This window comes from Streptomyces sp. CB02056 (genome assembly GCF_001905545.1).
GTDB lineage: Bacteria > Actinomycetota > Actinomycetes > Streptomycetales > Streptomycetaceae > Kitasatospora.
The window spans coordinates 1-19,790 of record NZ_LIPD01000016.1; the positions used below are offsets into that span (position 1 = coordinate 1).

Here is a 19,790-nt window from a genome sequence, read left to right on the forward strand (position 1 = left end):
TCAGGTCGAGGTCGCCGGGCTGGGTGTCGCCGCCGAGGCCGGCGATGCGCTCGCCCTCGACGGCGAGGCGGTCGCCCTCGACGCCGCCGGGCAGGACCAGCCGGGCACCGGCCAGGGCAGTACGGTCACGGTCCGCGGTGGTCACGCGGTCACCTCCATGGAGAGCAGATCCCAGGCGAGCAGGCCCGCGCCCAGGGACGCGGCGGTGTCTTTGAGCATGGCGGGTACGACCTTCGGGGGCATCTGGAAGGTCAGTCGCCCGGTGACCGCCGCGCGCAGCGGAGTGAAGAGCGTGTCGCCGGCCTCGGCCAGCCCGCCGCCGACGATCACGGTGGACGGGTCGAGCAGGCTCTGGGCCAGCACGATGCCGTCCGCCAGGGCGTCGACGGCGCGCTGCCAGACCGCGAGGGCGCGGTCGTCCCCGGCGTCCACCGCGGCGGCGCAGGATGCCGCGTCGGCGTCGGGGTCGCCGCTGGTCTCGGCCCAGGCGCGGGAGACGGCGGAGGCGGAGGCCAGCGTCTCCAGGCAGCCGCGGGCGCCGCAGCCGCACTGCGGTCCGCCCGGGCGGACCACGACGTGGCCGATCTCGCCGCCGTAGCCGTGCGCGCCGGCCTCGATCCGGCCGTCGATGCCGATGGCGCCGGCGATGCCGGTGCCGAGGGCGATGAACAGGAAGCGGTCGACGCCGCGGCCGGCTCCGAGCCGGCCCTCGGCCAGGCCGCCGGAGCGCACGTCGTGGCCGAGGGCCACCGGCATCGCGCCGCCGTCCGGTCCGGCCAGGCGCTCGCCGAGGAGCTTGCGCAGCGGGAGCTCGCGCCAGCCGAGGTTGGCGGAGAAGACCGCGATGCCGTTCTTCTCGTCGATCGTGCCCGGGACGGCGACACCGGCCGCGAGCGGGGCGACGCCGAAACGGCTGCGGCCCTCGTCCGCCAGGTCGGTGGCGAAGTCGAGGATGGCGGCGACGACGGCGTCCGTGCCGTGCTCCCGCCCGGTCGGTCGGCGTGCCTCGAACAGCACGGAGCCGTCCTGGGCGAGCAGCGCGGCCTTCATGCCGGTGCCGCCTACATCGAGTGCGATGACGTGCTTCACGGAGGACAGTTTCCCTTGGGCGGGTAGAAGAGGTCTAGTCCAGTTGTCGGATTGGTCTGGTCCATACTGGGTGAGCTTTGTCGCAGCTGCGGGGGTGTGCGCGGCTTTGCGCCGGGGTGCGGGGCGGGCGCGGACCGGGGTGAGTGGGGGTTTTGTTGCGCATTGTGCAATGACGCCGAGCACTTCGATAACTACTGGGGCGGCGCCGGGCGGTGGTGTGGACCGGTGGACGACGGGTTTGGGAGTGTTGCGCGTCCCCCTGCCGGATTCCCCCGTTCCGGCTGCGTTCACCCCCCGTTCCATCCCCCCGAAGGCGGTACCCGCGTTGAACAGGCGCGTCCACGTCCCCACCCGTGTGCTCGGCGGTGCGCTGGCCGGAGCACTGGTCCTCACCGCGGTCAGTGCCTGCGGCGGGCAGGACGACGGGCCGGTCACCCTCAGACTGGTCGCCGCCGACTACGGGGAGAGCCCCGAGACCAGCTCCCAGCACTACTGGGACGCGGTCGCCAGGGACTTCGAGGCGGCCAACCCCGGGATCAAGGTCAGCGTCGAGGTGGACAGCTGGACCGAGATCGGCAAGAAGGTCGAGGACATGATCGCGGCCGGCAAGTCGCCGGACCTGCTCCAGACCGGCGGCTTCGCGGACCAGGTCGCGGCGGACCGGCTGTACCCGGCCTCCGACGTGCTCTCGGTGGACACCCAGGCCAGGTTCCTGGACACCTTCGCGCACGCCGGGCAGGTGGTCGGGACGCAGTACGGGATCCCGTTCGTCTCCTCCTCGCGGGTGCTCTTCTACAACAAGGCGGTCTTCCGGCAGGCCGGGATCACCCAGCCGCCCGCCACCTGGAACGAGCTGCGGCAGGACGCCGAGAAGATCAAGGCCAAGGTGCCGGGGGTGACCCCGTACGGGCTGCCGCTGGGGCCGGAGGAGGCACCGGCCGAGTCGATGCTGTGGACGCTGAGCGGCGGCGGCAGCATCTCCGACGACGTCGGCAACTACACCATCGACAGCGCCCAGAACCAGGCCACCTTCGGCTGGCTGAAGAGCAACCTGGTGGCCACCGGGCTGACGTACCCGGACCCGGGCAAGATGAACCGCACCCCGGTGTTCCAGGACTTCGCCGCCGGGAAGGTCGCGATGCTGAACGGGCACCCGACCCTGCTGCGGATGGCGACCGCCGGGAAGATCGAGTTCGGCACGGCGCCGATCCCGAAGAAGGACGGCGTCGGACGGACCGGGAGCCTCGGGGTCGCGGACTGGATGATGGCGCTGAAGGCGAACGGGCACAAGAACGAGATCAAGAAGTTCCTGGCGTTCGTCTACGGCAAGGACAACCAGCTGAAGTTCGACGAGCAGTACAACCTGCTGCCGGTCACCCAGGACGCGTTCGCCCAGATGTCGTCCGACCCCAAGCACGAGGACCTCAAGCAGTTCGCGGTCGGGCTCAGCAACGCGAGCTTCTACCCGTTCGGGGACCCGGCCTGGGGCGAGGTCAGCAACCGGATCAAGGCCGGGATCGGGCAGGCCGTGACGGGGGATCCGAAGCAGGTGCTCGAAGGACTGCAGGACGCGGCGGTGAAGGAAGCGGTGAAGGTCCGCAAGTAGCAGGTCGTCGGGGCCGGGGCGTGGTCCGCCCCGGCCCCGACGGGGCTCAGGGCAGCGTGATGGCGTAGGCCTTGCGGAGGGTCTCGTGGACCGTCCAGGTGGTGCGGTCGCCCTCGCGCAGCACCGCGCAGTCGCCGGGGCCGACCTCCAGGGTCGGGCCGCCCTCGACCTCGATCGTGGCCCGGCCGCTGAGCACCACGAACATCTCGTCCGCCTCGACGTCCGTGACCACGCCGGGGGTGATCTGCCAGAGACCGCGCAGGTGGCGGCCGTCGGCGGACTCGGAGAGCACCCTGCCGGTGACCTCGGGGGTGCCCGAGACGATCTGGGACGGGTCGAGCGGGTCGGGGTCGAGGTCGGCGGTCGGGATGTGCAGGGCGAAGCTCGGCGTGGTCATGGGGGTGACGGTAGCCGGGCGCGGGGAGCGGTGGGGCGAGCAGTGTGTGTCCGGGTCGCGCGCGAGAATGACACTCCGTAGCGGTGGACGGAGGTGTCGGCGGTGGGCGAGCTGAGCGAGCGGGACCGGGCGGTGCTGGCGCTGGAGGGGCGGCAGTGGCGGACGGCGGGGGCCAAGGAGCGGGCGATCCGGGAGGAGCTGGGGCTCTCCCCGACGCGGTACTACCAGGTGCTGAACGCGCTGCTGGACCGGGAGGAGGCGCTGGCGCACGCGCCGGTGCTGGTGAACCGGCTGCGGCGGGTGCGGGAGGCCCGGCGGGGGGCCCGTTGACGGGTGGGGGGGGTTCGGGCTCTCGGGGGGGTGGGGGCCGGGGGCGGCTCCGGGAGTGGCCGCTCCGGGGGCTGGGTGATTTTCAGACTGCCAACCCTGGAGGTGGGGCGTTCAGACCGTTGGCAGTCTGAAAATCACCCGTCACGCCCCTCTCCGCGGCCACCCCCTGCGCCACCCCCTCCCGCAGCGCGTCCCTCTCGCTGGGGGAGGGGGGGGGGGGGGGGGGTGGGGGAGGGGGCCCTGGTGCGGGGGTGGGGGAGGTGGCCTTGGTGCGGGGGGTGGGGGAGGCCGGGGTGCGGGGGCTCCGGGGTGGGCGGGGTGCGGAGTGGGGGGCTCCGGGGTAGGGCTTCGGTATGGGCTTTGAAGAGATGTTCGTGCCGGGGACCGGGGCTGGGCGGGACGGGGTGCGGGCGGTGCTGGGCGCGCCCGGGGATGCCGTGATCGGGTTGGACTTCGACGGGACGCTGGCGCCGATCGTGGCGGATCCGGGGCGGGCGCGGGCGCATCCGGGGGTGGTGGGGGTGTTGCGGCGGCTGGCGCCGGTGGTGGGGGGCGTGGTGGTGGTGACGGGGCGGCCGGCCGGGGTGGCGGTGGAGTACGGGGGGTTCGTGGACCTGCCGGGGGTGGTGGTGCTGGGGCACTACGGGGCCGAGCGGTGGGAGGGCGGGGAGCTCTCGGCGCCGGAGGTGCATCCGGGGGTGGCGCGGGTGCGGGCGGTGCTGCCGGGGGTGCTGGAGCGGGTGGGGGCGCCCGAGGGGACGTGGGTGGAGGACAAGGGGCGGTCGGTGGCCGTGCACACCCGGCGGACGGCGGCGCCGGAGGAGGCGTTGGAGCTGCTGCGGGCGCCGGTGGGGGAGCTGGCGGCCGGGTACGGGCTGGTGGTGGAGCCCGGGCGGCTGGTGCTGGAGCTGCGGCCGCCGGGGGTGGACAAGGGGGCGGCGCTGACCGGGTTCCTGCGCGAGCGGGGGGCGCGCTCGGTGCTCTACGCGGGGGACGACCTGGGGGACGTGGCGGCCTTCGCCGCGGTGGAGGAGCTGCGCGGCGAAGGCGTGGCCGGGGTGCTGGTCTGCGCCGGCGCGGTGGGGGACGCGCCGGTGCGGGAGCTGGCCGACCGGGCGGACCTGGTGGTCGCCGGGCCGGAGGGCGTGGTGGAGCTGTTGGGGGCCTTGGCGGACGCGCTCACAGCGCGTTGAGCTGGTCCAGGAACCACTGCTGCGGGGGGAGCGCGGTGGCCGCCGCCGCCAGGCGCTTGGTGCGGTCGGCGCGCTCCTCCGGGCTCATGGTGAGGCCGGCGTGGAGGGCCTCGGCGGTGGCGATGACGTCGTAGGGGTTGACGGTGAGGGCGTCGTCCTTGAGTTCGGCGTGGGCGCCGGCCTCGCGGGAGAGGACGAGGGCGCAGCCGTGGTCGGAGACCACCGGGACCTCCTTGGCGACCAGGTTCATGCCGTCGCGGATGGGGTTGACCAGGGCGACGTCGGCCAGCCGGTAGGCGGCGAGGGAGCGCGGGAAGTCGTCGTCGACGTGGAGGATCAGGGGCTGCCAGGCGGGGGTGGCGAACTCGGCGTCGATCTCCTCGGCCAGCCGCTGGACGGCGGCCGTGTAGGCGCGGTACTCGGCGAGGTCGGTGCGGGACGGGTAGGCGAAGGCGATGTGCACCACCCGGTCGTGCCACTCGGGGCGGGTGCGGAGCAGGTGCCGGTAGGCCTGGAGGCCGCGGACGATGTTCTTGCTCAGCTCGGTGCGGTCGACCCGGACGATGGTGCGGCGGTCGCCGACGGCCGCGCGGAGGGCGGCGAGGCGTTCGTCGACGTCGGGGCGGTGGGCGCGCTCGCGCAGGAAGTCGGCGTCGGCGCCGAGGGCGTGGACGCCGAGGCCCGTGGTGCGGCCGTCGACGGTGACGGTGAGCGCGTCGTGGTCGACGGTCGCGCCGAGGAGGTCCTCGCAGCAGGCGGCGAAGGCGCGGGCCCAGCGCTGGGTCAGGAAGCCGGCCCGGTCGGCACCGAGGACGCCGGTGAGGACGGCCCGGGCGACGTCGTCGGGCAGCATCCGGTAGTACTCGGGCGGGGCCCAGGGGGTGTGCGAGAAGTGGCCGATCCGCAGGTCGGGGCGGGCTTCGCGGAGCAGGGCCGGGACCAGGGAGAGGTGGTAGTCCTGGACGAGGACGGCGGCGTTCGGGGCGGCCTCGGCGGCGAGGGCTTCGGCGAAGGCCTCGTTGTAGGCCCGGTAGGCGGCCCACTCGGTGCGGAAGGCGGCGTCGAAGGAGGGCGCGGTGGGGGTCGCGTAGAGCAGGTGGTGGACGAACCAGAGGGTGGAGTTGGCGACGCCGTTGTAGGCGCGGGCGAAGGTCAGCGGGTCGATGTCCAGCATCCGTACGGCCTGGCCGCCGACCTCGTGGCCGGCCAGGTCGAGGCGGCCGTGGGGTGCCTCGGCGGCGGCCCTGCGGTCGGAGTCGTCGAGGGCGGCGCAGACCCAGACGGCGTTCGGGTCGTCGATGGCGGAGAGGCCGGAGACCAGGCCGCCGCCGCCGCGGCGCAGGGTCAGCGTGCCGTCGTCGGCGGTGCTGAAGGACACCGGTCCCCGGTTGGACGCCACCAGGACGGGGGCGGTGCCGGTCACGCTCGAACGGTTGGTCGTGAGATCGCCCATGGTTGGCATGTTGCCGTGGGGTCGGCGTGGCAAACCCGTGCGGCCCTAATGGCGGGCGGCGTACTCGGGGAGGGTGTGGATCGGGGGGCGTTCGAGGGCGGTCACCGGGTGGGTGTGGGCGGTGAAGGCGCGGGTCTCCGGGTCGCGGGTGAACTGGGTGAGGTGGGGGTGGACGAGGTCGGCGGAGGCCTTGAGGCGGTGGGTGCGGTCGAGGCGTTCCAGGGCGGTCCGGTAGATGGTGGCGGCCATCCGGCCGAGGGCCTGGCCGTCCTGGTGGCGGTGGTGCCGGACGCCCACGTCCACCTGGGCGAGGGCGTCCAGGCCGGCCAGCTCCAGGGCGTCGACCAGCAGGCCGAGTTCGACGCCGTAGCCGGTGGGGAAGGGCAGCCGTTCGAGCAGTGAGCGGCGGGCCGCGTACTCGCCGCCGAGGGGCTGGACGAAACCGGCGAGTTCCGGCCAGTGGAGGTTGAGCAGGGGGCGGGCGACGAGTTCGGTGACCCGGCCGCCGCCGGCGGGCAGGACGGCGCCCTCCGACTCCAGCGGGCGGTCGTACATGGCCTTGACCAGCTGGATGGACTCGTCGGTGAGCAGCGGGCCGACGATGCCGGAGACGAAGGCCGGGTCGAACTCGCGCAGGTCGGCGTCGACGAAGCAGACGATGTCGCCGTGGGTGACCAGCAGCGAGCGCCAGAGCACCTCGCCCTTGCCGGGGACGGCGGGCAGCCGGGGCAGGACGGCGTCGCGGTGCTCGACCCGGGCGCCGGCCTCGGCGGCGACGGCGGCGGTGGCGTCGGTGGAGCCGGAGTCGACGACGACGAGTTCGTCGACGAGCGGGAGGCGTTCCATCAGCTCGCGGCGGATGGTGCGGACGATGTCGCCGACGGTGGCCTCCTCGTCCAGGGCGGGGAGGACCACGCTGACCGTGCGACCGGTGCGCTCCTTGGCGTCGAGCAGGGTGCGGACCGGCCGGTCGGCCGCGCTCCAGGAGCGGCGGCGCAGCCAGGACGCCGCCTGCGGGAGGAGCGCGGGAGTCGGTTCGGCGGGCACGGAGATCTCCTCGGCGAGGTCGGTGGGACGGGTCATCTCGCTTGGCGGACGGTCCCGTTCAGGTTTGACGCCTTCGGATACAGTCTTCGTACAGCGGTCGGACCTTTGCACGCCGGGGTCTCCGTTGAGCACCACCACAATTTCACAAGCTCATCCAGAGGGACTGAGGGAACGGCCCGTTGACGTCCCGGCAACCTTCTCGCGCGGCTGTCTGTCGACAGGCCCCGGCGGGACAGGTGCCAATTCCGTCCCGTGTCGCGACCGCGCCACGGGGAAGATGAGGAGAGAGGCCTCGCCATCATGGCTATCGACACTGCCGCACCTGTTTCCGTCGACCTCGGCCCGGCCGCCGCGCTGTCCTGTCGCGAGTGCGGCACCCGCTTCCCGCTCGGCCCCAGCTTCGCGTGCCTGGAGTGCTTCGGCCCGCTGGAGATCGCCTACGAGTTCGGCAGCGAGGGCGCCGAGGAGCTGCGCAAGCGGATCGAGGCCGGTCCGGCCTCCATCTGGCGGTACGCGCCGCTGCTGCCGGTGCCGGCCGACGTGGCGTCCAAGCCGAACCTGAACCCGGGGTGGACCCCGCTGGTGAAGGCGGACAACCTGGGCCGGGAGCTCGGTTTCACCGCCCAGCTGCACGTCAAGGACGACTCCGGGAACCCGACGCACTCGTTCAAGGACCGGGTGGTCGCGTGTGCGATCGAGGCGGCCCGGGCGTTCGGCTACACCACGCTGTCCTGCTCCTCCACCGGCAACCTGGCCGGCGCGGTGGGTGCGGCGGCGGCCCGGGCCGGGTTCCGGTCCTGCGTGTTCATCCCGCACGACCTGGAGCAGGGCAAGGTCGTCATGGCCGGGGTGTACGGCGGCGAGCTGGTCGGCATCGAGGGCAACTACGACGACGTGAACCGCTTCTGCTCGGAGCTGATCGGCGACCCGGCCGGCGAGGGCTGGGGCTTCGTCAACGTGAACCTGCGGCCGTACTACGGCGAGGGCTCCAAGACGCTGGCGTACGAGATCTGCGAGCAGCTCGGCTGGCGGCTGCCGGAGCAGATCGTGATCCCGATCGCCTCGGGCTCGCAGCTGACGAAGATCGACAAGGGGCTCCAGGAGCTGATCAGGCTCGGCCTGGTCGAGGACCGGCCGTACAAGGTCTTCGGCGCCCAGGCGGAGGGCTGCTCGCCGGTGTCGGCCGCGTTCAAGGCCGGCCGGGACGTGATCAAGCCGGTGAAGCCGGACACCATCGCCAAGTCGCTGGCGATCGGCAACCCGGCCGACGGCCCGTACGTGCTGGACATCGCCCGCCGTACCGGTGGCGCGGTGGAGGACGTCACGGACGCCGAGGTTGTGGCGGCGATCCGGCTGCTGGCGCGGACCGAGGGGATCTTCGCCGAGACCGCGGGCGGGGTGACCGTCGGCGTGCTGAAGAAGCTGGTCGAGACCGGGCAGCTGGACCCGGCCAAGGAGACCGTCGCGATCAACACCGGCGACGGGCTGAAGACCCTGGACGCCGTCTCCGATTCCGGGATGACCGCCGTCATCCGCCCGACGCTGGACTCGTTCCGCGCCGCCGGCCTCGTGTCCGCCTGAACCACCCGATAGGCCCCGCCCCCGCTAGGAGAGTCATGAGCGCCACCGTCCGCATCCCCACCATCCTGCGCACCTACACCGACGGCGCCGCCGAGGTGACCGCCGAGGGTGCCACCCTGGCCGAGGTCGTCGCCGACCTGGAGAAGAACCACGCGGGCATCGCGGCCCGCATCCTGGACGACACCGGCAAGCTGCGCCGCTTCGTGAACGTCTACGTGAACGACGACGACGTGCGCTTCGCCGAGGGTCTGGCGACCGAGATCAAGGACGGCGCCAGCGTCTCGATCATCCCGGCGGTGGCCGGCGGCTGCTGAGCCGACAAAGCAGAACCCGCGGTCGCCCGCGCGTACGGAAATCCGTTCTCCGTATGCGCGGGCGACCGCTCGCATTCCGGCGGGAATATTTCCGGGTCGAGTCGGAGTAGAGTGTGGCTCGGCTGGGAACAGGGTTTCCCTTTCGGCCCCCGCAGTGCTCGGCCCGGGGGCGTCCGGCCGCCGGGGGCGGACCGTGAAACATGTCAGGCAGATGTCAGAATTCGCGCGGGCATTTGAGTAATTCGTCCGCTATGTCCGGCGTGGAATGCCGAGATTATTCCGATTCGATCCGTCCTGTCCCTTGACGCCTTGGCGGAATTACCGGCGGTTGGCCCTGTTGCAGAGGGCGTCGATCCGGATACATTCAGCGGCGGTCGACGCAATCACCCGCTCACCGGAGGCCGCCCGGCGTTCCGCGCGGATGGTTGCGGCGTGCACGGCTGCGCCCAGGGGGGGTTCCCCGGGCCGGCCTTCAACCAACCCGGGCCCGCGACCTGCGGGCACGTGAAGGGCCAGCACAGCACTAGGGGAGTTCGGAATGGCTCAGGGCACCGTCAAGTGGTTCAACGCGGAGAAGGGCTACGGCTTCATCGCGGTCGACGGTGGTGCGGACGTCTTCGTCCACTACAGCGCGATCCAGATGGACGGCTACCGCACCCTCGAGGAGGGCCAGCGGGTCGAGTTCGAGATCTCCCAGGGACAGAAGGGCCCGCAGGCGGACATGGTCCGCGCGGCGGTCTGACCCCTTCCGACTCCAGGAGCTCGGCGCGGCCCTACGGCTGGTGACCACTCGCTTCTCGACGGGCCCGTGCGACGCGTGTCGTACGGGCCCGTCGGCGTTCCCCGACGCGGCTCCGCCGGGGCTCGGGCGGGGCTCCGGCGACGGCTCGCGGATCGTCGATTGGGCTTGCACTCGACCACCCGGAGTGCTAATCATTGGCGTTAGCACTCACAGCGTGAGAGTGACAGCGGACCGGGTCGGTGAGGCCCCCGGGAGCGGTAGGGGAATGGACCCCCGCACACCAGGGCCGTCCGTCGCGGGCACCCCTTGGTCCGAGCAGTCGACCGTGTCCCGGAGGACCACTTCAGATGGCCAAGATCATCGCCTTTGATGAGGAAGCTCGCCGCGGCCTTGAGCGTGGCATGAACCAGCTCGCCGACGCCGTGAAGGTCACGCTCGGCCCCAAGGGCCGCAACGTCGTGCTGGAGAAGAAGTGGGGCGCCCCCACGATCACCAACGACGGTGTCTCCATCGCCAAGGAGATCGAGCTCGAGGACCCGTACGAGAAGATCGGTGCGGAGCTCGTCAAGGAGGTCGCCAAGAAGACGGACGACGTCGCGGGTGACGGCACCACCACCGCCACCGTGCTCGCCCAGGCCCTGGTTCGCGAGGGTCTGCGCAACGTCGCCGCCGGCGCCAACCCGATGGCCCTGAAGCGCGGCATCGAGAAGGCCGTCGCGGCCGTCTCCGACCAGCTGCTGGCCCAGGCCAAGGACGTGGAGACCAAGGAGCAGATCGCCTCCACCGCCTCCATCTCCGCCGCTGACACCCAGATCGGCGAGCTCATCGCCGAGGCCATGGACAAGGTCGGCAAGGAAGGCGTCATCACCGTCGAGGAGAGCAACACCTTCGGTCTGGAGCTCGAGCTCACCGAGGGCATGCGCTTCGACAAGGGCTACATCTCCGCCTACTTCGCCACCGACCTGGAGCGGATGGAGGCGACGTTCGAGGACCCGTACATCCTCATCGCCAACTCCAAGATCGGCTCGGTCAAGGACCTGCTCCCGCTGCTGGAGAAGGTCATGCAGAGCGGCAAGCCGCTGGTCATCATCGCCGAGGACGTCGAGGGCGAGGCCCTGTCGACCCTGGTCGTGAACAAGATCCGTGGCACCTTCAAGTCCGTCGCCGTCAAGGCCCCGGGCTTCGGCGACCGCCGCAAGGCCATGCTCGGCGACATCGCCATCCTCACCGGTGGCACCGTGATCTCCGAGGAGGTCGGCCTCAAGCTGGAGAACGCCGGCATCGACCTGCTGGGCACCGCCCGCAAGGTGGTCATCACCAAGGACGAGACCACCATCGTCGACGGTGGCGGCGACAGCGAGCAGGTCGCGGGCCGCGTGAACCAGATCCGCGCCGAGATCGAGAACAGCGACTCGGACTACGACCGCGAGAAGCTCCAGGAGCGCCTCGCCAAGCTGGCCGGCGGCGTGGCCGTCATCAAGGCCGGCGCGGCCACCGAGGTGGAGCTCAAGGAGCGCAAGCACCGCATCGAGGACGCCGTCCGCAACGCCAAGGCCGCCGTCGAGGAGGGCATCGTCGCCGGTGGTGGCGTCGCCCTGCTGCAGGCCGGTGTCGCCTTCGACAAGCTGGAGCTGGAGGGCGACGAGGCCACCGGTGCCAACATCGTCAAGGTCGCGCTGGAGGCCCCGATCAAGCAGATCGCGACCAACGCCGGCCTGGAGGGTGGCGTCGTGGTGGAGAAGGTGCGCAACCTCCCCGCCGGTCACGGCCTGAACGCGGCCACCAACACCTACGTCGACCTGATCGCCGAGGGCATCATCGACCCGGCCAAGGTGACCCGCTCCGCGCTGCAGAACGCCGCCTCCATCGCGGCGCTGTTCCTGACCACCGAGGCCGTCATCGCCGACAAGCCGGAGAAGGCCGCCGCGGCCGCCGGCGGCGGCATGCCGGGCGGTGACATGGACTTCTGATCCTGATCGCTCCGATCGGATCGGCTGGTTCCTCGTCCGTGTGGGCGGCTCCCTTCGGGGGGCCGCCCACACGGCGTTTCGGCGTCCGGCGGCGTCCGGAAGTTCCGGGGCCCGGGCGTTCGGACGTCCGGGCGTTTCGGCGTTCGGCCGGGTGGACGGAGAATGGACGGATGGCTTCCGACGACATCGAGACCGCCCTGCACAACGCGCGGGCACTGATCCTGGCCGACCTCACCGCGCGGGACGTGGCGGACGCCGCCGTCGTCTCGCTGGTGGAGCAGGCCGTGACGCACCGCCGCTGGTGGCTGGAGCAGTGGCCGGACGGCACCGAGTACGTGCTCGGGCTGGTCGCCCAGGACGTCCAGGACGCGCTGCTGGAGGCGTACGGGCGCTGGCCGCTGTGCACCGGGTGCGCGGCCGACGGGGACCCGCACGCGCTGAGCGTGGAGCCCGAGCTGGGGCCGGAGCCGCACTGGGTGTGCGGCAAGCAGGGCGCGGTGGTGGCGCCGGTGGGGAAGCTCGCCTAGCCCGGCCGGCTCGGGGCCGGGGGTGCCTTCCGGGGGTGGTGCGCGGGTGGGTACGGTGCGCGCATGGGGCGCTGGGTGTGGGGCGTGGCGGGCGGGTGCTGCGGGCTCGGGCTGTGGTGGGCCGTGCTGGAGGCGGCGGGGGCCGGCCACGACGCGTGGTGGGCCGTGGCCGGGCGGGTCCTGGCCGTGACGGGGGGAGTGGCCGCCGCGGACCGGGTGCGCGGGCGGTGGGGCTGACGGGCCTCAGAGGGCGCCGAGCTCCGCGGTCAGGTTGGCGCGGGCGGCCGCGGTGAAGCGCTCGCGGGCGGCCGGGGTGCGGTAGAGGTCCGGCAGGGCGAGCAGGTGGCGCAGCACGGCGGCCCGGCCGGCCGCGAAGTCCGGCGCGGGGACGAAGCCGTACTCCTCGCGGACGGCGGCCGCGTACGCCGCGTACGCCTCGGGGGAGCCGCCGAGGACGGCGAGGTCCGCGTCGCAGAGCACCTCGCCGTCGCGGTCGCCGGGGGCGGGGTCGTGGCCGACGGTGAGCAGCACGAGGCGCTCGACCTCGGCGACCCGCTCGGCGGGCAGCCCGGCGGCGGTCAGCGCGCGGACGGCCAGGGCGGCGCTGCGCTCCTCGTTCTCGGTGCGGTCGGGGCGGTAGACGGCGTCGTGGAACCAGGCCGCGAGGCGGACGGCCTCCGGGTCGGCGGCGTGCCCGGCCAGCTCGTCGACCAGGCCCAGCACCGCGCGCAGGTGCGCGGCGGTGTGGTAGCGGCGCTGCGGCTCCGACCAGCGGCGCAGCAGCTCCCGGCCGTACGGCTCGGGGTCGACGGCGGCCCCGCAGCGGTGCAGCAGGGCGGTCCAGGCGGCGAGCAGGTCGTCGGTGGGCGGGTCGGCGAGCGGGCCCTCGGCGGGCGCGTCGGTGAGCGGTTCCTCGGTGGGCGGGGCGTCCTCGGTGGTCGGCATGGCGACCATTGTGGCGGCCCGGCCGGGTGCCGGGCCCGGGGGAGTGGGCGCTGGACCTATAGGTAGGTTGACGATATATGTAGTCGTATGACAGAACGCTCCATGCAGGAGCCCACGCTGCTGCTGCTCACCGCGCTGGCCGACGCCCCGCGGCACGGCTACGCGCTCATCCAGGAGATCGCCGCGATCTCCGACGGCCGGGTCAAGATGCGCACCGGCACGCTCTACGGGGCGCTCGACCGGCTGCTGGGCCAGGGCCTGATCGAGGTCGCCGCCGAGGAGGTGGTGGACGGCCGGGCCCGGCGCAGCTACGCGCTGACCGCCGCCGGCCGCGAGGCGCTGGCCGCCGAGGCGGAGCGGCTGCGGGCGGTCGCCACCGAGGCCGAGCGCCGGCTGACCAGGATCCGGTCGATGCTGCCGGGCAAGACCGGGTCGCAGGGGCGGCCCGCGGCGGGGGGAGGCCTCTCATGACCACACCGGTGATCGGCGCTGGGCCCTCGGCGGTGCTGCGGGCCGCGCTCCAGCTCTACCCGGAGCCGTACCGCCGCGAGCGCGGCGAGGAGCTGGCCGAGGTGTTCGCCGACACGACGGCGGCGGGCAGCCGGCCGGCGGTCGCCCGGGAGGTCCTCGGCCTGGCGGTGTACGGGCTGCGGGTGCGGCTCGGGCTGACCGGCGCCACGGCGGCCGGGCGGCTGCTCGCGGTGGTCGCGCCGATGCTCGCCGGGGCGGTGGCCGGCGCCACGCTGGTGGCCTGGCTGACCACCGCGCACCGGATCGCCAACCTGCTCTCCTGGGACGACTCGTACGGCGCCTACTTCTCGTCGTTCTGCCCGCCGGTGGCCGCCGTGCTGCTCCTGGTGGCGGGGCTGCTGGGGCGCTGGACGGCGGTGCGGGGCAGCGCGCTGGTCCTGGGGGCGGTGGGGCTCTACAACCTGGCGGACGCCGTCTGGTCCTCCTCCTTCGACCTGTGGTGGAGCGGCTACATCGCGATGGCCACGCTGCCGCTGGTGCTGGCCGCGCTGCTGCTGGCGGCGGCGCCGACGGACCTGCTGCCCCGGCCGGGCCTGCGCGCGGCCGGTCTGGTGCTGGCCTCGGGGGCCGTGGGCGGGCTGCTGGAGGCGGCCCAGAGCTGGGACGACACCACCTTCCCGCTGGACCTGGTGTGGTTCGTGGTGATGCTGGTCGTCCCGCTGCTGCTGACCTTCGCCGGGCTGCGCGGGCGGGTGGCGCCGACGGCGGCGGGGGTGGCGGCGCTGGTGCTGGCCGGGCCGGGCTGCCTGTTCAACATCTGGCGCGGGTCCGGCGGGGTCTCGCAGCTGCTGCCGGCGGTGGGGCCGTCGGTGGCCGCGCTGGTGCTGGTGGCGGTGGCGGTGCACCGGTTCGGCCGGTCGGAGGCGGCCGGGGCGTCCGGTGCGATCGGGGCGGTCCACGGTCCGGCGTGACCGGGAGGTTCGGGGGGCCGTTCCGGCGTGACCGGAACGGCCCCCTGGGAGTTTCCGGGGGCGGGCCGATGTGGCAGGCTGTCGAATATGTCTAGACCAATTTTCGAAGTCATCGCGCTGACGCCCCAGGACGCCCAGGCCGCCGAGTCGGGCGGCGCCGACCGGCTCGAACTGGTCACCGACATGGCCGCCGACGGGCTCACCCCGTCCGTCGAGGACTTCGGCCGGATCCGGGCCGCCGTCGGCATCCCGCTGCGGGTCATGCTGCGGATCCGGGACGGCTTCGCCCCCGGCGACGTGGACGGGCTGTGCGCCCGGGCCGCCGCGCTGCGGGCCGAGGGGGCCGAGGAGTTCGTGCTCGGCTTCCTCGACGCCGACGGCGCCGTCGACCTGGCCGCCACCACGGCCGTCGCCGAGGCGATCGCCGGCTGCCGCTGGACCTTCCACCGGGCGATCGACCACAGCGCCGACCGGGCCGCCCTGCGGGCCGCCGTCGGCGGGCTGCCCGGCCTGGACACCTTCCTCACCTCCGGCGCGGCCGCCGGGGTGGACGCCGGGCGCGAGGTGCTGTCGGCCGAGCTGGCCCGGGCCGGCGAGCCCGGGTACCGGCAGCGGATCCTGATCGGCGGCGGCCTGCGGGCCGAGCACCTGAAGGAGCTGCGGGCGGAGGGCTTCGACGCCTTCCACGTCGGCGGCGCGGTGCGGGTCGACGGCTGGCGGACGCCGGTGGACGCGGCCAAGGTCGCCGAGTGGCGGGCGCTGATCGACGCCTGAGCGCGGGTGCGCCGGTACGGGCGTTCGTACGGAAGGGCCGGTCCGCGGACCGGCCCTTCCGCGCGCTACCGCAGCTGCTCCGGCAGCGGCTCGCGGTGCAGCACCGTCAGCCCGGAGACGGCACGGGTCAGCGCCACGTACAGCCGCCGCAGGCCGGTCCGCTCGTCCGGCTCCCCGGCGACCACCGCGGCCGGCTCGTCCAGCACCACGTAGTCGTACTCCAGTCCCTTGGCCAGCGAGGCCGGGACGAGGGTGAGCCGGGCCTCCGCGCTGGTCTCGTCGCCGGGGGAGAGGTACGGCAGGCCGGCCGCGGTCAGTGCCTCGGCGAGCCGCGGGACGCGGGCGTCGGCGGCGATCAGGCCGGTCGAGCCCTCGTGCTCCAGCGCCTCCCGGCAGGCGGCCAGGACCGCCTCCGTGCCAGTCGCGTCGCCGGTCGTGCCGCCGTCCGTGTCCGTGTCCGTGTCCGCGTCCGTGTCGCCCTCCGCGGCGCCGTCCGCGATCCGGCGGATCGTCAGCGAACCGGGCGCCTCACGGACCGAGGAGGCCGGGGCCAGGCCGGGGGCGATCGCCGGGAGCAGCCGGGAGGCGTACGCGATGACCTCCTCCGGCACCCGGAAGCCCTTGGTCAGCTCCTCGATGTGCGCCTGCGGCTTGCCCAGGTGGTGCAGTGCCTCCGGCCAACTCGCCGTCGCCCACGGGGTGGTGCCCTGGGCGAGGTCGCCGAGGACGGTCGCCGAGCCGGTGGTGCAGCGGCGGCCGACCGCGCGGTACTGCATCGGGGAGAGGTCCTGGGCCTCGTCCAGCACCACGTGCCCGAGCGAGGGGGTGCGCTGCACCAGGTCGGTGGCCTCGTCGACCAGGACGGCGTCGGCCGCCGTCCAGCGGGCGGTCTTCACCGAGCGGCCGGGCTTGGGCCACAGCACCGCCCGCTGCTCCTCGGGCGTCAGCACGCCCTCGGCGCAGGCGGCCAGGAACTCCGGCTCGGAGAGCAGCCGCAGGACCAGCTTCGCCGGGTCGACGGCCGGCCAGCACTCCTTGACCACCGCCTTGACGGCGCTGTTGCGGGCCACCGCGTCCTGCACCCGGTCGTCCGGGGCCTCGCCGCCCTGCTCCATCTTCAGCAGCACGGCGTGCGCGATGCGCTGCGGCAGGGCGTCCCTGGCCGCGCCGTAGCGGGTCTCGCGGCCCTTCAACTCCTCGATGATCTCGACCAGTTCGTACACCGGTACGCGCCAGCGGCGGGAGCCGCGGACCACCACGCAGGGCTCGGTGGGCAGCGCGATGCCGGACCGCACCGCCCGGCGCAGCACCTCGGCCATCCGGGCGTCGCCCTTCAGCCGGGCCGCCTCCGGGTCGTCCTCGCCCCTCACCTCGACGTGCCCGACCAGCTGCTGCACGGTGGCCTGGGCGACCTCCAGCTCGCCGAGGGCCGGGAGCACCTGCTCGATGTAGGAGAGGAAGGCGTTGTTCGGCCCGATCACCAGGGTGCCGGTCCGGGCCAGGCGCTCGCGGTGGGCGTACAGCAGGTACGCGACGCGGTGCAGGCCGACGGCGGTCTTCCCGGTGCCGGGCGCCCCCTGGACGCAGATGGTGCCCGTGATGTCCGAGCGGACGATCTCGTCCTGCTCGGGCTGGATGGTGGCGACGATGTCGCGCATCGGGCCGACGCGGGGCTTCTCGATCTCGGCGGCCAGCAGGGCGGAGGCGGAATCGGTCTCGGCCGGGTCGCTGAGGTGCTCGTCCTCGTAGGCGGTGAGCTCGCCGCCGGTGTAGCCGAAGCGGCGGCGGCGGTCGACGTCCATCGGGTCGGTGCGGCTGGCCCGGTAGAACGGCTGGGAGACCGGCGCGCGCCAGTCGATCACCATCGGGTCGCCGTCGGCGTCGTGGACGTGCCGGCGGCCGATGTAGAAGCTCTCGCCTCCGCTGCCCTCGCTCAGCTCCTCGCTGATCGCGTGCAGGTAGTCGAGGCGGCCGAAGAACAGCGGGGTGTGCGAGAGGTCGGCCAGGGCGGCGATCCTGGCCTCGATCTGGTTCTGGAGCACGAGGGCGGTGACCCAGGTGCCGGTCACGTCGCGGATGTCGAGCGACTCGACGTCCTCGCGCATCGCGCGCAGCGCGGCCCGGGAGGCGGCCAGGTGGTCGCGTTCGCGCTGGAGGGGGTCGGTGGTGGAGGTGGCGGGCACAGCGAACCTTCCCGGCTGCCCCCGGTGGCGGGCGCAGCGGATCGTAGGAGCTCACGGTGGGTACGGCCGACCGGTTGCCGAACGGTCGGTACCTCCCCCGGCTGCCTGCGGGACTTCAGCAGGTACCACGGTTCGGGAGGGGGGCAGACGGACGATCTTAGACCCGTCCGCCCCTGGGGGCCAGCCGCGCGGGTCTCGGGGTTCCGGCCGTACCGGCCTCGGGGTTCGCCCTACCCCGGCCTCGGGGGCCGCCGTACACCCGGCGGACGAGCCGCGCACCTGCGGATACGGCCTTTGGAGTGATGCCGACCGCCGGTCGGGTGCCTACCGTTGAAGACATGAGCACCACGAACCGAACCCCCCGACCCGGCCCGTCCGGCGCCACCGCCGTCTCCGGGCGCCACCGCAACCCGCTGAGCACCGCCGTCCGCAACGTCGGCATCGCCCTGGACACCGCCGCGCGCGTGATCTTCCTCGGGCGCGACGGTGTCCGGTACTGAAGGCGCCGTCCGGTACTGAAGGCAGTGTCCGTTCCCGGGACGGCCTACCGCCCGTGCGTCACAGCACGTCGTCCGCGTCCATGATCCGGTACGCGTAGCCCTGCTCGGCCAGGAAGCGCTGCCGGTGGGCGGCGAAGTCCTGGTCCACGGTGTCCCGGGCGACCACCGAGTAGAAGTGGGCCGAGTGGCCGTCCGCCTTGGGGCGCAGCACCCGGCCGAGGCGCTGGGCCTCCTCCTGGCGGGAGCCGAAGGTGCCGGAGACCTGGATGGCCACGGTGGCCTCGGGCAGGTCGATCGAGAAGTTCGCGACCTTGGAGACCACCAGGACGCCGATCTCCTTGTTCCGGAAGGCCTCGAAGAGCTTCTCGCGCTGGGCGTTGCTGGTCTCGCCCTTGATCACCGGGGCGTCCAGGGCCTCGCCGAGCTCGTCCAGCTGGTCGATGTACTGGCCGATGATCAGCGTCTGGTCCTTCTCGTGCTTCCTGACCAGCGCCTCCACCACCCGCCGCTTGGTCGCCGTGGTGGCGCAGTAGCGGTAGCGCTCCTCCGGCTCGGCGGTCGCGTAGGCGAGCCGCTCGGAGTCGGTCAGGGTGACCCGCACCTCGCAGCAGTCGGCGGGCGCGATGTAGCCCTGCGCCTCGATCTCCTTCCACGGCGCGTCGAAGCGCTTGGGGCCGATCAGGCTGAACACGTCGCCCTCGCGGCCGTCCTCGCGCACCAGCGTCGCGGTCAGGCCGAGCCGGCGGCGGGCCTGGAGGTCGGCGGTGAACTTGAACACCGGCGCGGGCAGCAGGTGCACCTCGTCGTAGACCACCAGGCCCCAGTTGCGGGCGTCGAACAGCTCCAGGTGGGCGTAGACGCCCTTCCGCTTGGTCGTCATCACCTGGTAGGTGGCGATGGTGACCGGGCGGATCTCCTTCTTCGTCCCGCTGTACTCGCCGATCTCGTCCTCGGTGAGCGAGGTGCGCTTGACCAGCTCGTGCTTCCACTGGCGGGCCGAGACGGTGTTGGTGACCAGGATCAGCGTGGTCGACTTGGCGTGCGCCATCGCGGCCGCGCCGACCAGCGTCTTGCCGGCGCCGCAGGGCAGCACGACCACGCCCGAGCCGCCGTGCCAGAAGCCCTCGACGGCCTGCGCCTGGTACGGGCGCAGCTGCCAGCCGTCCTCGTCCAGGTCGATCGGGTGCGCCTCGCCGTCCACGTACCCGGCGAAGTCCTCGGCGGGCCAGCCGAGTTTGAGCAGCACCTGCTTGATCTGCCCGCGCTCGGAGGGGTGCACCACCACGGTGTCCGGGTCGACCCGGGCGCCGACCAGCGGGACGACCTTCTTGGAGCGCAGCACCTCCTCCAGCACCGGCCGGTCGGTGGTGGTGAGCACCAGCCCGTGGGTCGGGTGCTTGAGCAGCTGGAGCCGCCCGTACCGGCCCATGGTGTCCGCCACGTCCACCAGCAGCGCGTGCGGCACCGGGTAGCGCGAGTACGTCACCAGGGCGTCCACCACCTGCTCGGCGTCGTGCCCGGCCGCCCGCGCGTTCCACAGCCCGAGCGGCGTCACCCGGTACGTGTGCACGTGCTCGGGCGCCCGCTCCAGCTCGGCGAACGGCGCGATGGCGCGACGGCAGTCGGAGGCCCTGGGGTGGTCGATCTCCAGGAGAAGAGTTTTGTCGCTCTGGACGATGAGCGGTCCGTCGTTCACG

General features: G+C 73.2%; 20 protein-coding genes and 1 riboswitch. Of the genes, 13 read left to right on the top strand and 7 right to left on the bottom strand.

The features are described from left to right. Positions 1–141: 141 nt before the first annotated feature. Positions 142–1,089, bottom strand: coding sequence for an ROK family protein (locus AMK13_RS33550; RefSeq protein ID WP_049655186.1), 948 nt, complete (start codon positions 1,087–1,089; stop codon positions 142–144). Positions 1,090–1,414: 325 nt separating this feature from the next. Between AMK13_RS33550 and AMK13_RS33555 the strand changes: the two genes are divergently transcribed. Further along, the gene (locus AMK13_RS33555) at positions 1,415–2,695 is read left to right on the top strand and encodes an extracellular solute-binding protein (RefSeq protein ID WP_074005442.1); all 1,281 of its coding nucleotides are present in this window, start codon (positions 1,415–1,417) and stop codon (positions 2,693–2,695) included. Positions 2,696–2,741: 46 nt separating this feature from the next. Here the strand turns inward: AMK13_RS33555 and AMK13_RS33560 are convergent, their stop codons facing one another. Beyond that, positions 2,742–3,092, bottom strand: coding sequence for a cupin domain-containing protein (locus AMK13_RS33560; protein ID WP_049655188.1), 351 nt, complete (start codon positions 3,090–3,092; stop codon positions 2,742–2,744). A 102-nt stretch (positions 3,093–3,194) separates the two neighbouring features. Between AMK13_RS33560 and AMK13_RS33565 the strand changes: the two genes are divergently transcribed. Then, positions 3,195–3,422, top strand: a complete 228-nt coding sequence (locus AMK13_RS33565; protein ID WP_079272731.1) for a DUF3263 domain-containing protein — start codon at positions 3,195–3,197, stop codon at positions 3,420–3,422. A gap of 353 nt (positions 3,423–3,775) precedes the next feature. After that, a complete protein-coding gene (gene otsB / locus AMK13_RS33570; RefSeq protein ID WP_074005443.1) occupies positions 3,776–4,615 on the top strand; it encodes a trehalose-phosphatase in 840 nt (279 codons plus the stop codon). Here otsB and AMK13_RS33575 read toward each other — a convergent pair. Next, the gene (locus tag AMK13_RS33575; protein WP_074005444.1) at positions 4,602–6,068 is read right to left on the bottom strand and encodes an alpha,alpha-trehalose-phosphate synthase (UDP-forming); all 1,467 of its coding nucleotides are present in this window, start codon (positions 6,066–6,068) and stop codon (positions 4,602–4,604) included. The genes otsB and AMK13_RS33575 overlap by 14 nt on opposite strands. 45 nt (positions 6,069–6,113) lie before the next feature. Then, the gene (locus AMK13_RS33580) at positions 6,114–7,151 is read right to left on the bottom strand and encodes a glucosyl-3-phosphoglycerate synthase (protein ID WP_074005445.1); all 1,038 of its coding nucleotides are present in this window, start codon (positions 7,149–7,151) and stop codon (positions 6,114–6,116) included. A gap of 111 nt (positions 7,152–7,262) precedes the next feature. Next, a riboswitch (SAM riboswitch) is annotated at positions 7,263–7,399 on the top strand. A gap of 16 nt (positions 7,400–7,415) precedes the next feature. Between AMK13_RS33580 and thrC the strand changes: the two genes are divergently transcribed. The 6 genes from thrC to AMK13_RS43820 all read left to right on the top strand — a co-directional run bounded on the left by thrC (position 7,416) and on the right by AMK13_RS43820 (position 12,486). Further along, positions 7,416–8,696, top strand: a complete 1,281-nt coding sequence (gene thrC / locus AMK13_RS33585; RefSeq protein ID WP_074005446.1) for a threonine synthase — start codon at positions 7,416–7,418, stop codon at positions 8,694–8,696. A gap of 35 nt (positions 8,697–8,731) precedes the next feature. After that, complete coding sequence (locus AMK13_RS33590; protein WP_049652344.1) at positions 8,732–9,010, top strand: MoaD/ThiS family protein; 279 nt, start codon at positions 8,732–8,734, stop codon at positions 9,008–9,010. Positions 9,011–9,548: 538 nt separating this feature from the next. Further along, on the top strand, positions 9,549–9,752 hold the full coding sequence (locus tag AMK13_RS33595; RefSeq protein WP_030289665.1) for a cold-shock protein: 204 nt from the start codon (positions 9,549–9,551) through the stop codon (positions 9,750–9,752). Positions 9,753–10,099: 347 nt separating this feature from the next. Next, entirely contained in the window at positions 10,100–11,722 is a 1,623-nt protein-coding gene (gene groL, locus AMK13_RS33600) for a chaperonin GroEL (protein WP_049652341.1), read from the top strand. A gap of 170 nt (positions 11,723–11,892) precedes the next feature. Then, complete coding sequence (locus tag AMK13_RS33605; protein WP_049652339.1) at positions 11,893–12,249, top strand: hypothetical protein; 357 nt, start codon at positions 11,893–11,895, stop codon at positions 12,247–12,249. Between the two features lie 63 nt (positions 12,250–12,312). Continuing rightward, on the top strand, positions 12,313–12,486 hold the full coding sequence (locus tag AMK13_RS43820; RefSeq protein ID WP_158077776.1) for a hypothetical protein: 174 nt from the start codon (positions 12,313–12,315) through the stop codon (positions 12,484–12,486). A 6-nt stretch (positions 12,487–12,492) separates the two neighbouring features. Here AMK13_RS43820 and AMK13_RS33610 read toward each other — a convergent pair whose 3' ends face one another. Beyond that, on the bottom strand, positions 12,493–13,203 hold the full coding sequence (locus AMK13_RS33610; RefSeq protein ID WP_074005447.1) for an HD domain-containing protein: 711 nt from the start codon (positions 13,201–13,203) through the stop codon (positions 12,493–12,495). Positions 13,204–13,281: 78 nt separating this feature from the next. Between AMK13_RS33610 and AMK13_RS33615 the strand changes: the two genes are divergently transcribed. The 3 genes from AMK13_RS33615 to AMK13_RS33625 all read left to right on the top strand — a co-directional run bounded on the left by AMK13_RS33615 (position 13,282) and on the right by AMK13_RS33625 (position 15,410). Further along, on the top strand, positions 13,282–13,665 hold the full coding sequence (locus AMK13_RS33615) for a PadR family transcriptional regulator (protein ID WP_074005448.1): 384 nt from the start codon (positions 13,282–13,284) through the stop codon (positions 13,663–13,665). Next, entirely contained in the window at positions 13,662–14,636 is a 975-nt protein-coding gene (locus tag AMK13_RS33620) for a hypothetical protein (protein WP_074005449.1), read from the top strand. Before AMK13_RS33615 ends, AMK13_RS33620 begins: the two co-directional genes overlap by 4 nt. 87 nt (positions 14,637–14,723) lie before the next feature. Continuing rightward, entirely contained in the window at positions 14,724–15,410 is a 687-nt protein-coding gene (locus AMK13_RS33625) for a copper homeostasis protein CutC (protein WP_049652332.1), read from the top strand. Positions 15,411–15,475: 65 nt separating this feature from the next. Here the strand turns inward: AMK13_RS33625 and AMK13_RS33630 are convergent, their stop codons facing one another. Next, positions 15,476–17,593: a HelD family protein gene (locus AMK13_RS33630; RefSeq protein ID WP_074005450.1), complete on the bottom strand. Its 2,118-nt coding sequence runs from the start codon at positions 17,591–17,593 to the stop codon at positions 15,476–15,478. 338 nt (positions 17,594–17,931) lie between these two features. Between AMK13_RS33630 and AMK13_RS43825 the strand changes: the two genes are divergently transcribed. Continuing rightward, positions 17,932–18,093, top strand: a complete 162-nt coding sequence (locus tag AMK13_RS43825; RefSeq protein WP_158077777.1) for a hypothetical protein — start codon at positions 17,932–17,934, stop codon at positions 18,091–18,093. Positions 18,094–18,151: 58 nt separating this feature from the next. Here the strand turns inward: AMK13_RS43825 and AMK13_RS33635 are convergent, their stop codons facing one another. Continuing rightward, positions 18,152–19,789, bottom strand: coding sequence for a DNA repair helicase XPB (locus AMK13_RS33635; protein WP_049652330.1), 1,638 nt, complete (start codon positions 19,787–19,789; stop codon positions 18,152–18,154). Between the last annotated feature and the right edge of the window lies 1 nt (position 19,790).

Coding starts and splice junctions, on each gene's coding strand:
- AMK13_RS33560 (WP_049655188.1), bottom strand. CDS start 3,092: ATGACCACGCCGAGCTTCGCCCTGCACATCCCGACCGCCGACCTCGAC.
- otsB (WP_074005443.1), top strand. CDS start 3,776: ATGGGCTTTGAAGAGATGTTCGTGCCGGGGACCGGGGCTGGGCGGGAC.
- AMK13_RS33575 (WP_074005444.1), bottom strand. CDS start 6,068: ATGGGCGATCTCACGACCAACCGTTCGAGCGTGACCGGCACCGCCCCC.
- AMK13_RS33580 (WP_074005445.1), bottom strand. CDS start 7,151: ATGACCCGTCCCACCGACCTCGCCGAGGAGATCTCCGTGCCCGCCGAA.
- thrC (WP_074005446.1), top strand. CDS start 7,416: ATGGCTATCGACACTGCCGCACCTGTTTCCGTCGACCTCGGCCCGGCC.
- AMK13_RS33590 (WP_049652344.1), top strand. CDS start 8,732: ATGAGCGCCACCGTCCGCATCCCCACCATCCTGCGCACCTACACCGAC.
- AMK13_RS33595 (WP_030289665.1), top strand. CDS start 9,549: ATGGCTCAGGGCACCGTCAAGTGGTTCAACGCGGAGAAGGGCTACGGC.
- groL (WP_049652341.1), top strand. CDS start 10,100: ATGGCCAAGATCATCGCCTTTGATGAGGAAGCTCGCCGCGGCCTTGAG.
- AMK13_RS33605 (WP_049652339.1), top strand. CDS start 11,893: ATGGCTTCCGACGACATCGAGACCGCCCTGCACAACGCGCGGGCACTG.
- AMK13_RS43820 (WP_158077776.1), top strand. CDS start 12,313: ATGGGGCGCTGGGTGTGGGGCGTGGCGGGCGGGTGCTGCGGGCTCGGG.
- AMK13_RS33610 (WP_074005447.1), bottom strand. CDS start 13,203: ATGGTCGCCATGCCGACCACCGAGGACGCCCCGCCCACCGAGGAACCG.
- AMK13_RS33615 (WP_074005448.1), top strand. CDS start 13,282: ATGACAGAACGCTCCATGCAGGAGCCCACGCTGCTGCTGCTCACCGCG.
- AMK13_RS33620 (WP_074005449.1), top strand. CDS start 13,662: ATGACCACACCGGTGATCGGCGCTGGGCCCTCGGCGGTGCTGCGGGCC.
- AMK13_RS33625 (WP_049652332.1), top strand. CDS start 14,724: ATGTCTAGACCAATTTTCGAAGTCATCGCGCTGACGCCCCAGGACGCC.
- AMK13_RS43825 (WP_158077777.1), top strand. CDS start 17,932: ATGAGCACCACGAACCGAACCCCCCGACCCGGCCCGTCCGGCGCCACC.